This window comes from Paenibacillus sp. JCM 18996 (assembly GCF_055392555.1).
Genome location: NZ_AP043884.1, coordinates 81,507 through 95,812, shown reverse-complemented (window position 1 = coordinate 95,812; position 14,306 = coordinate 81,507). Strand labels below are relative to the sequence as shown.

The window sequence follows — 14,306 nt, the reverse complement described above, 5'->3', positions numbered from 1 at the left end:
TCACCAACCTTTTTCAGAATCGGATCCGTATAAAATCCAGGACCGGACATCAGAGATCAAGTATAACGTACCGGAAACGACCGCCAGATCCTCCTGCTCCGTACGGGATTTCAAGAGCTCCAGGGCAGTTTTCCAATCGGGTTCAACTATAACGTCAGCTTTATGTTCCGAATCTTTGAGAAGGCCGGATACAGCTTCGCCCAGCTTGGACGCATCGGCTTTTTTATGAAAATCGGGTTCCGTCAGAATCAAAGTATCCACTATTGGCAGTATATGCCTTAAATAGCCTGTATGATTCTTTGTCGACAGCATCCCCATCATCAGATGAAGCTTGCGGTACCGGTAAGTTTCCTTTAAAGCGGCCGCCAGAGCCTCCGCTCCCTCCGGATTGTGGGCCCCGTCAAGCAGGATCCGCGGACGCTCGGCCACCATCTCCAGCCTGCCCGCCCAGAACGTTTCCTTCATCCCTTGATAAAGATCCTCTTCCTCCACGATCAGCGCAAAATATTGGCGAAGCACCTCAATCGTCATTACAGCGGCTGCCGCATTCTGCAGCTGATGGGCGCCGTTCATGGAAATCTTCACATTGCGGATGCTCCGGAAAGGGTCTTCGAAATGGAACACCTGCTCATTCTCCCTGCTTGACACCGGCTCAACCATGAACTGACGGTTAACGGCATAAACAGAGCTTTTCTTTTCCTTCGCCTTATCCAAAAGCACTTCCAGCAGCTCCGGCTGATCGACGGTCGTGACCAAAGGAACCCCGGCTTTAATGATGCCGGCCTTCTCCAGAGCGACTTTCTCGAGGGAATTGCCCAGGATGTCCATATGGTCATGGCCGATATTCGTGATCACCGTCACTACCGGGTTGATGATATTCGTGCTGTCCAACCGCCCGCCCAAACCGGTTTCTAAAACGACATAGTCGGGAAAAGTAACTTTTGCAAAATACAGGATGGCGAGCGTCGTGCAAATTTCAAACATCGTCGGAGAGCCGAATTCCGTCTCTGCAATCTCATCTGCGAGCGGTTTGATCCGGTTCGCCAGCTGCAGCAGGTCGCCCTCCGGAATATCTTGCCCGTTATATTGGATCCGGTTGGTAAACCTGGTGATATAAGGAGACGTGAACGTCCCGACGTCATACCCGCATTTCAGCAGCACCTTAGTCAAATAAGCGCAGGTGGATCCCTTGCCGTTCGTGCCGGCCACATGGATGAATTTCAGCCTGCGATCCGGATGATCGAGCATATCCATCAGCATTTCCATCCGCTTCAGGCCCGGCTTGATTCCGAACGAAACCAGACCGACAATCCAATTTACCGCCTGTTCATAGGTTTGAAACGGCTGTACAGCCTCTTCTTCAATTTCCAGCATAGCGTCTCACCCTTATCCTTTCAGTTCAGCCAAACGGGCAACGACTTTATCGCGTTTTTCCGCATAGTCCGCGAGTTTCGCTTTTTCTTCCTCGATCACTTTAGCCGGCGCTTTGGCAACAAAGCCTTCGTTGGCCAGCTTCTTCTCAATCCGCTCCACCTCGCCGTGCAGCGTCTTGAGTTCCTTATCGAGCCGGGCAACCTCCTGAGCGATATCGATCAAGCCCGCCAGCGGCAGATACAGCTCGGCGCCCGTTACGATGGCCGTCATCGCTTTGTCCGGAACCGCAACAGCCGGATCGATTTCCAGTTTGGAGGTGTTGCAGAAGCGCGCGACATAGATTTCATTCTTCCGCAAAATTGCAAGCGCCTCGCCGCTGGCAGGCTTCACGAGCAGCTCGATCTTCTTGCTCATCGGCACGTTCACTTCAGCCCGGATATTGCGCACGGAACGGATGATATCCATGAGCAGCTCCATTTCGCGAACGGCGTCCGCCGCTTCCAGCTTCTCCTCGTACTCAGGCCACGGCGCCAAAGTGATAGTCTCGCCCTCGTGAGGCAGGTGCTGCCAGATTTCCTCGGAGATGAACGGCATGAAAGGATGGATTAACCGCAGCGTGCGGTCCAGTACATAAGCGATGACGGATTGCGTCTTGCTCTTGGCTTCGGCGTTGTCGCTGTAAAGGCTGAGCTTGCTGAACTCGATGTACCAGTCGCACAGGTCATCCCAGATGAAGTTATATAGAATCCGGCCGGTCTCGCCGAACTCATATTGATCGACCAGGCGCGTCACGTCGCGGACCGTCTCGTTCAGACGGTGCAGGATCCAGCGGTCGGCTGTACCTAGCGCTCCATTGATATCGATATCTTCCTTTGCCACGCCTTCCAGGTTCATAAGGGAAAACCGCGAAGCGTTCCATATTTTATTGGCAAAATTGCGTGCCTGCTCCACCCGCTCCCAACGGAACCGCAGATCCTGCCCCGGTGTGCTGGAAGTGGAAATCATATAGCGCATGGCGTCCGCCCCGTATTTCTCGATGACTTCCAGCGGATCGACGCCGTTGCCTAACGACTTGGACATTTTGCGCCCTTCGGAGTCGCGGACAAGACCGTGCATGAGGACATCCTTAAACGGAATCCGGCCGGTAAACTCAAGTCCTGTGAAGATCATCCGCGCTACCCAGAAGTATATAATGTCGTAGCCTGTGACCATTACATCGGTTGGATAGAAACGTTTCATGTCCTCCGTGTCGTCAGGCCAGCCGAGCGTAGAGAAAGGCCAGAGCGCCGAGGAGAACCAGGTGTCCAGGACATCGTTGTCCTGGTGGAGCGCCGCGCTTCCGCAGTGGGAGCAGGCCGATACGTCCTCCCTTGCCACGGTCAGTTCGCCGCACTCCTCGCAGTGCCAGGCAGGGATGCGATGCCCCCACCACAGCTGGCGGGAAATACACCAGTCACGGACGTTCTCGATCCATTGAAGATAAATTTTCTCAAAACGGTCAGGCACGAAGTTCACGCCTTTGCCGGTTTTCTGGGCTTCAATCGCTTTCTCCGCGAGCGGCTTCATCCGGACAAACCACTGCGTGGACAAATAAGGCTCGACTACGGCTCCGCTGCGTTCGCTGTGGCCCACTTGATGGACATGGTCCTCGATTTTGACAAGAACACCCTGCTCCTTCAAATCCGCGACAATCTGCTTTCTGCAGGCAAAACGGTCCATACCCTGGTATTTGCCCGCGTTGGCGTTCATCGTGCCGGACTCATCCATCACCAGAATTTGCGGCAGGTCATGGCGCTTGCCCACTTCAAAATCATTCGGATCGTGCGCCGGAGTAATCTTTACGACACCCGTCCCGAAATCTTTTTCCACATATTCGTCAGCAATTACGGGGATTTCCCTTCCGATGACAGGAAGCACGAGCGTTTTCCCGATCAGGTGCCGGTAACGCTCATCCTCCGGATGAACCGCAACGGCCGTATCCCCGAGCATCGTCTCAGGGCGGGTCGTGGCGACCACGATCGAATCTTCGCCGTCTTCAGTCGTATATTTAAGATGGTACAGGTGTCCCTGCACTTCCTTGTATTCCACTTCGATGTCGGATAACGCGGTTCTTGCCGCAGGATCCCAATTGATAATATAGCTGCCGCGATAGATCAGGCCTTTTTCATACAGGGAGACAAACACTTCCCGCACAGCCTTGGACAGTCCTTCATCCAGCGTAAAGCGTTCGCGGGAATAATCCAGCGAAAAACCCATTTTGGCCCACTGCTCGCGGATCGTTTTGGCATAAAGCTCCTTCCATTCCCATACTTTCTCCAGAAACTTCTCGCGTCCGAGATCGTAACGGGTCAGCCCTTCTTCACGAAGCTTTTGCTCCACTTTGGTTTGAGTAGCGATCCCCGCATGGTCCGAGCCCGGCAGCCACAGCGCGTCGTAACCCTGCATTCTTTTGGTGCGGACCAGAATATCCTGAAGGGTAAAATCAAGCGCATGCCCGATATGAAGCATCCCCGTCACGTTAGGCGGCGGAATGACGATCGTAAAAGTCTTTGCGTCTTTTCTTTGTCCCGCTTGAAAGTATTGGCCTTTCAGCCAGTAATCGTACCATTTCTTCTCGGCGTCGACCGGATTGTAAGTGGTAGGCATTGCTGTCGTCGTTTTCGTTTCGCTTGAATCTTGCATCGGTTGAGTTTCGCTTTGTTCGCTCATCCTATTGAAACCTCCTACTGTGTGGTGACTAACCCTAGGGACATCCCCGCCAAGTGTATGAACCTCCGGAGCTTACTCTCCGTACCTTGCGGCGAGCCCGAATAACCTATTTACCATGAAAAAAACAAAAAAATCCTTACGCCGCAAAGGACGAAAGGATCTGGCTTCCGTGGTACCACCTTCATTCCGCGCCTGGTAAAGGCACGGCACTCGAACAGATAACGGCTGCGGCCGGCGGCTGTCTCACAAGAAAAAACCGCAAACTCCGGGGCGACTTCGGCAATTACATCCTGCGGAACCTCACAGCGCTGTCGGCTCCACTCTCTGAAGGGCTCACTGCCTACTCCTCCCTTTCTACGCTTATTTTCTATTCAATTTTGGGGCAAAGTCCATATATCTCATCATATGATATAGCATATCGAGTTCCGCAGTCAATATTTTCAACCTATTCCCCTTTATTCTCAGCATATCCATGTCCATGCCTTTCATAAACTTGTATTAGCCTATTTTGAAAAAAAATTATGGCAAGGTGGTGTTACCATGCAGCGATGGTGGCTAAGCGTAAGGTACACGGTAAAAAACATGATGTTCCCCCTGCTGGTGATCCAGTTCGTCCGGACTCTGCTGCTTCCCAACCCGCTCGACGTGTTCATTCTGTTCGCACTGTTCCTCGTTTTTCTCGGCTTTTTGTTCGACGTGTATTGATAAAATCACCCTTCCCGCAGACCGTGAAAACTTAAAAGCCCCGGCTCCGTTGTTGAACGGGACCGGGGCTTTGGGGTTTCTTTTGAAGAGTAACGAAAGTATAAGCTTGGGGAGACTTAATCTATTTGCCCGCGATTAGCGGGGCAAATAGATGATCTGTCCTGCGCTGACATCCGAGCTTTCCAGCCGGTTATACAGCGCGATTTCACGGGGATTGAGCTGATAACGCTTCGCGATGCCGTCGAGTGTTTCATCTTTCTGGACGATGCACATCCTCAGCTTCTTGAACCCCTGCTCACCGGATTCCGACGAAAGGAACAGCTTCTTCCACTCAAGCACATCCAGCTTGTTTTCCGCCACAGCAGCAGCCGCCGTCGCAGACTCCGCCTTTTCCTTGCGGCCGCCGGACGGGACGGATTTGCCGGTCAGCTTATTCAGTAGGGACACGGAAGCGGCGGACTTGGCTTCTTCCTGCGCTTGCACGGTGCTGTCCCTGCCGGAAAAACCGATTTTCATATCAGCGGGCTCCGCAGCGGCTTCCGCTTCCTCCGCCTGTGAATTGCCGAACAAAGGAGCTTCGTTTAGCAGAGGAGGCGCTGCTTGCTGGGCTGCCTCAGGCTGCCGGTTCGCGGACTGCTGGGTGGCGGCCTCAGGTTCCTGCGGCTCTGCCTTAGGCTGCCGATAGACAGGCTCAGATATATTCCCGGGGTCTTCCTGAAAGAAAGCTCCTCTATTGAAGATCGGCTCTCTTACTGCATTCATTTGCGGCCCGGACAGGTCCCCATAAAATTGGCCGCTGTCCGGCGCTCGCTCAGGTTCATTGCCGGCTGGTTGCGCCTCAGGCAAGCCCTGGGGCTGCGCATACTGCGGACGGGCTTCCGGCTGGTTCTCGTGCACGAAGACGATCTCCTCTTCCTCCTGCCACTGCCCGCCGGGTGTCGAGATCATCTCCACACCGCTCAGGGAAAGGACACCGGTTACATTCAACCTTCTGGGCGATAAAACATCAATGTCAAAATTTTCGATTTCCACCGAGATTTCATCAATGCTCTGAATCCGGTTTAACGGAAGCGTTATTTCCACCGGAATGAAATGCTCCAGCGTACGGCTCCTATCCTCTCCTTCGGCCAGGTATGTACCCGCTAGCAGCAAATTTCCCCTAAGCACCGCCTGATCCTCCTGCGGATATACCTGGATATGGGGGAGCAGCTCGACTTCCTCCAATTCGCTGATGCTGACTGCCCCGTCCGCCAACTGCACTCTCTCATAGATATCGAATCTCAATCCCGTTTGCCGGTCCGTCATGGTGGTTCCTCCCTTCAAATCCATAGTCCAACCATCGGTAAGCTGCCTTGCCCAAGTATCTGTAAAATTATATGGATGTAAAGGAAGGTGCATGACTATATTTTTAGCAAACGGCCCGGTTTGCCGTTAATTCGCTTTCTGCGGAATAAATTCCGCCCGCCCGAAGCAGGCGGCACTGCTGCAGTACGTCCACTGATTCTTTCCAAGCTGTTCGTCGGCGTACCGGATCAATTGCTCCAAGTCGTTGCTGCAAACTTTTTGGATGGCGGTTCTTTTGCCCTTCATTTCTAGTCTTGAGCAGTTCACTTTATGGATCACATTGAGCTTGGGCTCGTTTCCGCGGAACAAATTCAGAATATAACCCTGTTTATTGCCGATGCACCAAATTTTATAGTAAAAATCAGCATTTTCGTTTTCCTTCTCATAGAAAATTTTCATTTTTTCACCTCATTGGCAATATATGGTATATATTGTTTCGTTGCGGGAACATAAAACCCTGCCCAAAACAAAAAACCGCAAAAATTTATTTGCGGTAGGATGCCGATAAACCATATGGGCTCGAGCGTTTCATATATGCTGCTCTCCCCCTGCCATGCAGCTAAGCTCTCAGCTTCTGCCAAAGGAGGGTGAGGTCTTCAGGCCAGGGAGCGTCGACGGTAATGCGCTCTCCGGTCCAAGGATGGATCCATTCCAGCGTCTCCCCATGGAGAGCCTGCCGGCTGAACAGCTTGACCGGCCCGCCATAAAGCTCGTCCCCCAGAATCGGATGGCCCAGATGACTCAGGTGCACCCGGATCTGGTGCGTTCTGCCGGTCTCCAGCCGCAGGCGCACCCATGACGCGTCCTCATAGCGCTCGATGACCTCGTAGTGCGTTATGGCCGGATCTCCGCCGGGAGATACACGGCGCCTCGATTTGTGGTGCCTGTCCTTTCCGATGGGAGCGTCGATCCGCCCCCTTTCGTCCTTCATGCGGCCCTTCACAAAAGCGATATAGGTCCGTTGAATCGCTTTTTCTCTCATCTGTTCATCCAGCAGAAGCTGGGCATATTCGTTTTTGGCGTAAAGCACCGGCCCGGTCGTATTCTCGTCCAGCCGGTGGATGTGCCGGACCCGCACCTGTTGTGAAGTCATCTCATAATAAAATGACACGGCGTTCGCCAAAGTGCCTGTCTGCCCTTCCGCCGCGGGGTGCACGGGCATTCCTGCCGGTTTGCTGACGGCAAGCGAGAAATCGTCTTCATAAAGCACGCCGATGTCATGCCACTGCGGAGGAAACTGCGCCGATTCCTTTGGGAACAGCTCGATCCGCAGGCGGTCCCCATGCTGCAGGATTCCACCACGGGACTTAAGCTTGTTGATCAACTTAGCCGGAAACCCCAGCTGTTCATGCATGTAGGCCTCGACGGCACTGTTGTCCACCGGACCCGTCAGAACCTCCATCCATTCGCCCTTGCGCCTGGCCGCCTTCATCGGTTTCTTCTGCCGTGACGATACAATATGACGATCAGCGCCGAACCGAAAAGAAATATGATAAACCACAATTCCACGGGTATGCCGTACAAATCGCTTGGAATTTTTTTCATTCGTATTCTCCTAATTAGAAGTAGATTCCCCTATTTTAACAAAAATGAAATACAAAAACCAAAGCTTCTATGGTAGAATAAGAATTGGCTTATTTTTCTATGTTTCCATCAAGTTAAGGAGAGGATTTTTTTTGACTGAAGCGGTACGACTGCTCAAAACGACAAGCAGCCAAATTCGCAACTGGGGCTGGATCAAGCGCATGCTGCTGGCTGCCGCCTTTATTCTGTTTCTCGCATCCAGCTTTTTTTATTTGACTCCTCCGGGCACAAACATCCGTGAAGCCCTCGCCAAATGGGTCATTATGACGCAGCACCGGGATTGGGCGTGGATCTTCGTAGGCGCTCAGCGAAGGGATGACCTGGTTGCGGCTATGCATGACACAATAAATTCGAACGGGCTTGAGAAAATCGACACCACTTTGATCAGCCATAATCAGACGAAGCGAAGCCGGGACAGTCTGATCAAGGTAGAAGATATTTCCGGCAAGCAGTGGAAAGGCAAGAAAATGACCGTGTACGACCCGAGGACGCTGAGAGTCGTGGTCCCTCACACCGCGGGACAAGGTGAAACGGTATCTTCGATGGTTAAGCGGACCGGAGCGGCTGCTGGAGTCAACGGAGGCGGCTTCGTCGATCCGGAAGGCCTGGGCAACGGCTTTGCGCCCATAGGTCCGATCATCTCCGGCGGCAAAATCCTGTACAATGACGAAGACGGTTCCGTACCTTTCCAAATGGTGGGCATAACCAAGGACGGCACGTTGATTATCGGCAAATACAGCATTACGGAATTAATGAAGCTGAACATATCCGAAGCGGTCATGTTCTACCCTCGCGTCATCGCCAACGGCAAGCCGCTGCCTGTCGTGGATGACGGGATGCAGCCGCGGACGGCTATTTGCCAGAAGCCGAACAGCGAGATCATTATCCTCGTCATTGACGGCCGCCAAACCCATAGCGTAGGCGCCAAAATCAAAGAAGTCCAGGATCTCTTCATGGAAGAGGGCTGTGTGAATGCCGGTTTCCTGGATGGAGGAGCTTCTTCGGAGATGGTCGTGGGCGATGAGGTCGTTACCAAACCGTCCAGCAGATACGGCGAAAGAAGATTGCCGTCGGCGTTTCTCGTTTTTGACGATCCGGCAAAAGTCAAGGTGGATGATGTATGGAACAACATTACCACGATCGACCCGGGCGGAAGCTATGACCATCCCGGATTCTTGAAGGAGCAGGAGCAGTTGAAGAGCAAGCCGAAGTCAACGCCTGTTTCGGCACCTGCCCCTAAGACTTCAGAGACGAAGACAGACACTGTCAGGGATAAACCAGCCTCGAGTAAAGAAAGCAGCTCGGACAAGAGCAGTCCGGACACTAAGTCAGGCTACGGCGATAAGGAACCGCCAGCCAAGCCTGCGACTGCTCCGGCAAGCAAGTCTTCCAAGCAGCCGGACGACTCCAGATCGGGCTCTTCCTCTGATAAGACCGCAGACAAACCCGCGGCTGAGAAGCCTGCTCCCGAGAAACCGCCCGCTGCTGATAAACCATCACAGCCTGCCAACACAAGTGCAGCCGGATCAGGCACTCCTGCACCTGCCCCGCAGCCGTCTCACAGCGCAGGTCAGGCGGCAACTCCGGCTCCTGTGACACAGCAAACGCCGGCTCAGCCTGAGCATCGTCCATCCGCTCCCGCTGCCGGTAGTGTATCTGTAGACGGATCGCTCAAAACTCCATAACCTCAAAAGAGCTCGGCCGAATCTGGATTCGGCCGAGCTCTTATTCTTTGACCGCAACATTGAACAACGTTTACAGCCGCTTCAAAGCATCGTGATGCGCTTCAATCGTCATCTCGATATCCTCTTCGGAATGAGCCGCCGAAACGAACATTCCTTCGAACTGGGACGGTGCAACGGAAACTCCCTGATCGAGCAGATTGGCAAAATAGCGGTTGAATTTCGTGAGATCGGAGGTTTTCGCGGTTTCATAGTTCACTACCCGCTCATCCGTGAAGAACGGACAGATCATAGAGCCGACACGGTTAATCGTCGAAGGGACTCCAGCTTCTTTGGCGTTTGCGGCAAAGCCTTCCTCCAACCTTGCCGACAGCTTCTCCACACGTTCGTACACACCTGGATGGCCGAGAAGCTGAAGCGTCGTATAGCCTGCCGCCATGGCAAGCGGATTGCCGGACAAGGTGCCCGCCTGATAGATCGGTCCGCTTGGAGCGATCTGCTCCATGATGTCTCTTCTGCCGCCGTATGCCCCTACAGGCAGTCCTCCGCCGATGACTTTGCCGAGACAGGTCAGGTCGGGTGTAATCCCGTAAAGGCCTTGGGCGCAATGATAGTGCACACGGAAGCCCGTCATCACTTCATCGAAAATAAGCAGGCTGCCGTATTTCGTCGTGATGTCTCTCAAGCCCTGCAGAAATCCCGGCTCCGGAGGAACGACGCCCATGTTGCCCGCCACAGGCTCCACGATAATAGCTGCCAGCTCTTCCCCGAACTTCTCGAAGGCAAGCTTGACGGCGTCCAGATCATTGTAAGGCACGGTGATGGTGTTCACCGCTACATTCTCGGGTACACCTGGGCTGTCGGGCAATCCCAGTGTAGCGACCCCGGAACCCGCTTTTATGAGCAGGGAATCCGCATGGCCGTGGTAAGAGCCCTCGAATTTCATAATTTTATTCCGTCCTGTAAAACCCCGCGCCAGCCTCAGAGCGCTCATAGTCGCTTCCGTTCCAGAGTTGACCATCCTGACCATTTCCATGGACGGGACCCGTTCGCAGACCAATTTGGCCATTTGCGTCTCGATTTCCGTCGGAGCGCCGAAGCTTGTCCCTTTTTCCGCTGCGGACTTTATCGCTTCCACCACCGCCGGATGGGCATGCCCCATAATCAGCGGGCCCCAGGAGCCGATATAGTCAAGGAAACGGTTGCCGTCAATATCATACACGTGCGAGCCTTCCCCGCTGGTAATGAATAACGGAGTCAGCCCCACCGATTTAAACGCTCTTACAGGACTATTCACCCCGCCCGGAATATACCTTTTGGCTTCCTCAAACGCCGCTTTGGATACACTGGATTTTCTGACATTGTCGATGTTCATTTTAGACCACACCCATCGTTTTATTTAAACGTTAAAGAAACTGTTCAGGAGTACAGCGCCTCCACTGCTTCTTTTCCTTGACGGATACAATCCGGCAGCCCCACTCCGTGGAAGCCGGATCCGGTGATATAGACGCCCGGCATTTGAGCAGAAAGTTGTTCCCTTAACCTCTTGACCTGCTGCAGATGGCCGACGGGGTACTGAGGCATGGAACGGGGCAGCCGGGTAACCTCGTAAAACAGCGGCTCTGCCGTAATAGCCATCAGATCCTTTACATCCCTGCGTACTTTCGCCACAATCTCCTCATCCGATAAAAGCATCCAGTCCTCTTCCCCAGAACGCCCGACATAGCAGCGGATCAGTTCCTTATCCTCAGGCGCGGTATGCAGCCATTTGGCTGAGGTCCAGGTGCATGCTGTAATAAATCGGCCTTCCTTGCGGGGAACCAGAAAGCCGGAGCCGTCAAGATGGGTGGAGATATCTTCACGGTTGAAAGCCATAATCACGTTGGCTACAGAAACGTAATTAATGCTGTTTAATTCGGCGGCCTCCGGCACGGAAGGAAAGAGCTTGGCCAGGACGTAGGAAGGCAGCGCAGCTATGACTTTATCCGCCTCCAGCAAGGTTCCGTCAGTCAGCCGAACGGAATAACCATTGTCGATTTTGCCCACCGAAGCCACCTTGCAGCCTGTCAGGATACCGCAATGTTTCAGTGATTCCTCCAACCGTTCAACCAGAGTGGACAGCCCGTTTTTGTAAGTTAAAAACACACTGCCGGCCGCCGCTTTCGGCAGCCCTACCTGCTTCTTTTCCGCCTGCTTGTTCAGCATCATCCCTTTGATCAGGGAGCCGAATTTGCGCTCTGTGGCCTGGAATTGAGGAAAGGTGGATTGCAGGCTGAGAGCGTACGTGTCCCCGGCGTAAATGCCCGCGAGCAAAGGCTCGGCTATATTGGTCAGCACTTCCTTGCCGAGGCGCCTCTCCAGGAAGTGGCCCAATGATTCGTCCTCGCCGTCCCTCTTGGCCGGGATAAACAGATCCATAGCCGCTCTGGCTTTACCTGCGGGCGATATGAGGCCGGTCTTCAAAAATGGCTTAAGCTGGGTCGGAATACCGAGCACCAGCCCTTTTGGCATACCGTGGAGCTTGTTGTTTCGCAGAATATACGTTTTCTTGGCTTCCGGGTTGGTGCCTGTGAATTCACCTTCCAGCCCCAATTCCCTGCTCAAATCAATGATTGGCAGCTTGCGGGCAAGAAAGGAATCGGGACCTTTTTCGATCACAAAGCCCTCTTTGCGAAGTGTATTGATCTTGCCGCCCAACCGCTCGCTTGCCTCTATGATCGTTATGTCCAGCGGAATACTCTGCTCTCTGCAGTGTTTTTGTGCATAATAAGCCGCACTCAGGCCGGTGATGCCGCCGCCGATCACTATGAGTCTTTGCCTGCCTTTTGCGCCGGTCACTGACTGTACTGCTTGTGCCATGCCGCATACACCTCATCGCTTAACACTTTCATATATAAAGGATCGGTATTTAACGACTCTGTCCGCTCCAGGTGCATTCCGAGCTCCCTGGCCGCCTTTTGGGCTTCGATATCAAGATCGTATAGCACTTCAAGATGGTCGGACACGAAGCCCGCCGGGCAGACGAGCACATTGGTCACTCCTTCTTCCGCCCGCACCTTCTTCAACACATCGAGTATGTCCGGTCCAAGCCAAGGCTGCGCGGTCCGGCCCGCGCTCTGCCAACCGAACTGCCAATTGCCGATTCCGGCCCGCTCCGCTACCGCTTGCGCGGTTTCCAGCAGCTGCTGCGGATAAGGGTCATTCATTTCGAGTATTTTTTCAGGCAGGCTGTGGGCCGTGAAAACCACCTTCAGCCCGTTGCGTTCCGCCTCAGTGAACTTCTCCAAAGCTTCTTCCACCCGTTCGGCTAAAGCCTGGATCAGCAGCGGATGCAGATGGTAGCTGCGTATAAAAGTGATGCGAAGCCCCAGATCATCCGCTTTTTCCTGCGCCCTCGCAATATATCCGCCCACGCTCATAGCCGAGTAGTGCGGGGCCAGAACGATTCCGACCGCTTCCCGCACACCGTCTTCCACCATTTTGGCGACACCGTCCTCGATGTAAGGCTCGGCGTGCTTCAAACCTTGATAGGTGACAAACTCCATATCCGAATGCTCGCGGTTAAGCGTTTCCTCCAAAGCGGCCACCTGCTTGTCCGTGTTTGCCCTGAGCGGAAAAAAACCGCCGACGATCGCCTCATAACGGGAAATCAGCTCGTTCAGCTGTTCAGGAGTCGGAGGGTGCCCTCTTCGGATATGCGTGTAGTAAGCCTCGATGCCGTCTATACTTGCGGGAGTACCGTAGGACATAACTAGTACGCCGATCTTTTTGGGGCGCTGTACGCCGTTTTGGGGAGTTGCTTGACTGGACATTATATACCACTTCTTTCGGGGGTTCTCGAAAACACAGCTGCCGAATATTCATGGATGTATTCCGTGAGCCTTGTCAATTTGTCAATCGATGCTTCAGGATACAGCCCATGGCCCAGGTTAAAAATATATCCGGGACGCTTCATCCCTTCATCCATCAATTCCTTCGCGAACCGCTCGATGACCGCCATCGGCGCTTCCAGAACATACGGGTCCAGGTTGCCCTGCACCGCGAATCTTTCTCCCACCCGCTCCCGGCCTTCCGTGATGGAGACTCTCCAATCCAAGCCGATCACATCGGTCGCAATGTCTTTCAGGCAGGGCAAAAGCTCGCCGGAAGCTACTCCGGGAAAATAAATTTTCGGCTGCTCCAAATGGGAAAGCTCATCAAAGATCCTCTTGATCGTCGGCTTAACAAAAACAGTGAAATCCTTCGGCGACAACGTCCCTACCCAGCTGTCGAACAGCTGAACCGCTTTGGCCCCGCTGGCGATATGCGCTTTCAAGTAGGTGATGACCATGTCCCCTAATTTATCCATAAGCAGATGCCACACCTCAGGCTCCCCGTACATTAAGGCCTTGGTTCTGATATAGCTTTTGGAAGGCTTCCCTTCGATCAGGTAGCTTGCAATTGTGAAAGGGGCCCCGGCAAAAGTGATCAAAGGCACTTCCAGCTCCCTGTCAAGGATTCTGATCGTTTCCAGAATATGGGGTAAATCCTGTTCCGCCTGAATGGGGCGAAGCTTCCGGACATCGGCCTCCGACCGTATCGGATTATCGATGACTGGACCGATATTCTTGACAATATCGAAATCAATGCCCAGAGGGGCAACGGGGTTCATAATATCGGAATATAAAATAGCCGCATCCACGCCGAGCTTTTTGACCGGCATGAGGGTAACCTCCGCCGCCAATTCCGGCTGTTTGCAGATTTCCAGCAGGCTGTATTTTTCTTTGATTTTACGGTAATCCGGATCGTAGCGGCCCGCCTGGCGCATATACCACACCGGAAGCCGATCCACTTCCCCCCGCTTGCAAGCCCTGAGAAAACGATCGTTGTAGGCCATGAAAAATACCCCTTTTCCGTATATCTCTCTAT

Annotated in this window: 11 protein-coding genes and 1 other annotated feature; of the genes, 2 read left to right on the top strand and 9 right to left on the bottom strand. The window is 53.4% G+C overall.

Annotated features, from left to right (window positions below; all coding sequences use genetic code 11):
- Together ACZ5N7_RS00445 and ACZ5N7_RS00440 are read right to left on the bottom strand one after the other, a co-directional pair.
- Entirely contained in the window at positions 1-1,374 is a 1,374-nt protein-coding gene (locus ACZ5N7_RS00445) for a bifunctional folylpolyglutamate synthase/dihydrofolate synthase (RefSeq protein ID WP_464656396.1), read from the bottom strand.
- Between the two features lie 12 nt (positions 1,375-1,386).
- Positions 1,387-4,056 carry a valine--tRNA ligase gene (locus ACZ5N7_RS00440; protein WP_464659072.1) on the bottom strand — a complete coding sequence of 890 codons (2,670 nt, stop codon included), beginning with the start codon at positions 4,054-4,056 and terminating at the stop codon, positions 1,387-1,389.
- Positions 4,057-4,226: 170 nt separating this feature from the next.
- Positions 4,227-4,449 (bottom strand) — a binding site (T-box leader).
- 174 nt (positions 4,450-4,623) lie between these two features.
- Between ACZ5N7_RS00440 and ACZ5N7_RS00435 the strand changes: the two genes are divergently transcribed.
- The gene (locus ACZ5N7_RS00435; RefSeq protein ID WP_464656394.1) at positions 4,624-4,788 is read left to right on the top strand and encodes a hypothetical protein; all 165 of its coding nucleotides are present in this window, start codon (positions 4,624-4,626) and stop codon (positions 4,786-4,788) included.
- 135 nt (positions 4,789-4,923) lie between these two features.
- Here ACZ5N7_RS00435 and ACZ5N7_RS00430 read toward each other — a convergent pair whose 3' ends face one another.
- The 3 genes from ACZ5N7_RS00430 to ACZ5N7_RS00420 all read right to left on the bottom strand — a co-directional run bounded on the left by ACZ5N7_RS00430 (position 4,924) and on the right by ACZ5N7_RS00420 (position 7,564).
- Positions 4,924-6,093: a LysM peptidoglycan-binding domain-containing protein gene (locus ACZ5N7_RS00430; protein WP_464656392.1), complete on the bottom strand. Its 1,170-nt coding sequence runs from the start codon at positions 6,091-6,093 to the stop codon at positions 4,924-4,926.
- 126 nt (positions 6,094-6,219) lie between these two features.
- Entirely contained in the window at positions 6,220-6,531 is a 312-nt protein-coding gene (locus tag ACZ5N7_RS00425; RefSeq protein WP_464656390.1) for a hypothetical protein, read from the bottom strand.
- A 160-nt stretch (positions 6,532-6,691) separates the two neighbouring features.
- A complete protein-coding gene (locus tag ACZ5N7_RS00420) occupies positions 6,692-7,564 on the bottom strand; it encodes an RluA family pseudouridine synthase (RefSeq protein WP_464656388.1) in 873 nt (290 codons plus the stop codon).
- A gap of 244 nt (positions 7,565-7,808) precedes the next feature.
- On the opposite strand from ACZ5N7_RS00420, the gene ACZ5N7_RS00415 reads away from it, so the two are divergent.
- Complete coding sequence (locus ACZ5N7_RS00415) at positions 7,809-9,401, top strand: phosphodiester glycosidase family protein (RefSeq protein ID WP_464656386.1); 1,593 nt, start codon at positions 7,809-7,811, stop codon at positions 9,399-9,401.
- Between the two features lie 70 nt (positions 9,402-9,471).
- Here the strand turns inward: ACZ5N7_RS00415 and hemL are convergent, their stop codons facing one another.
- The 4 genes from hemL to hemE are packed head-to-tail and all read right to left on the bottom strand — an operon-like array spanning position 9,472 to position 14,274.
- Positions 9,472-10,773 carry a glutamate-1-semialdehyde 2,1-aminomutase gene (hemL, locus tag ACZ5N7_RS00410; protein ID WP_464656384.1) on the bottom strand — a complete coding sequence of 434 codons (1,302 nt, stop codon included), beginning with the start codon at positions 10,771-10,773 and terminating at the stop codon, positions 9,472-9,474.
- A 44-nt stretch (positions 10,774-10,817) separates the two neighbouring features.
- The gene (gene hemY, locus ACZ5N7_RS00405) at positions 10,818-12,257 is read right to left on the bottom strand and encodes a protoporphyrinogen oxidase (protein WP_464656382.1); all 1,440 of its coding nucleotides are present in this window, start codon (positions 12,255-12,257) and stop codon (positions 10,818-10,820) included.
- Positions 12,233-13,210: a ferrochelatase gene (hemH, locus tag ACZ5N7_RS00400; RefSeq protein ID WP_464656381.1), complete on the bottom strand. Its 978-nt coding sequence runs from the start codon at positions 13,208-13,210 to the stop codon at positions 12,233-12,235. The genes hemY and hemH overlap by 25 nt, the downstream gene beginning before the upstream one ends.
- A complete protein-coding gene (gene hemE, locus ACZ5N7_RS00395) occupies positions 13,210-14,274 on the bottom strand; it encodes a uroporphyrinogen decarboxylase (RefSeq protein ID WP_464656380.1) in 1,065 nt (354 codons plus the stop codon). The genes hemH and hemE overlap by 1 nt, the downstream gene beginning before the upstream one ends.
- Positions 14,275-14,306: the final 32 nt, after the last annotated feature.

Excerpts from the sequence above, each read along its gene's own strand:
- ACZ5N7_RS00445 (WP_464656396.1), bottom strand. The coding sequence starts at position 1,374 with ATGCTGGAAATTGAAGAAGAGGCTGTACAGCCGTTTCAAACCTATGAA.
- ACZ5N7_RS00440 (WP_464659072.1), bottom strand. The coding sequence starts at position 4,056 with ATGCAAGATTCAAGCGAAACGAAAACGACGACAGCAATGCCTACCACT.
- ACZ5N7_RS00435 (WP_464656394.1), top strand. The coding sequence starts at position 4,624 with ATGCAGCGATGGTGGCTAAGCGTAAGGTACACGGTAAAAAACATGATG.
- ACZ5N7_RS00430 (WP_464656392.1), bottom strand. The coding sequence starts at position 6,093 with ATGACGGACCGGCAAACGGGATTGAGATTCGATATCTATGAGAGAGTG.
- ACZ5N7_RS00425 (WP_464656390.1), bottom strand. The coding sequence starts at position 6,531 with ATGAAAATTTTCTATGAGAAGGAAAACGAAAATGCTGATTTTTACTAT.
- ACZ5N7_RS00420 (WP_464656388.1), bottom strand. The coding sequence starts at position 7,564 with ATGAAGGCGGCCAGGCGCAAGGGCGAATGGATGGAGGTTCTGACGGGT.
- hemL (WP_464656384.1), bottom strand. The coding sequence starts at position 10,773 with ATGAACATCGACAATGTCAGAAAATCCAGTGTATCCAAAGCGGCGTTT.
- hemY (WP_464656382.1), bottom strand. The coding sequence starts at position 12,257 with ATGGCACAAGCAGTACAGTCAGTGACCGGCGCAAAAGGCAGGCAAAGA.
- hemH (WP_464656381.1), bottom strand. The coding sequence starts at position 13,210 with ATGTCCAGTCAAGCAACTCCCCAAAACGGCGTACAGCGCCCCAAAAAG.
- hemE (WP_464656380.1), bottom strand. The coding sequence starts at position 14,274 with ATGGCCTACAACGATCGTTTTCTCAGGGCTTGCAAGCGGGGGGAAGTG.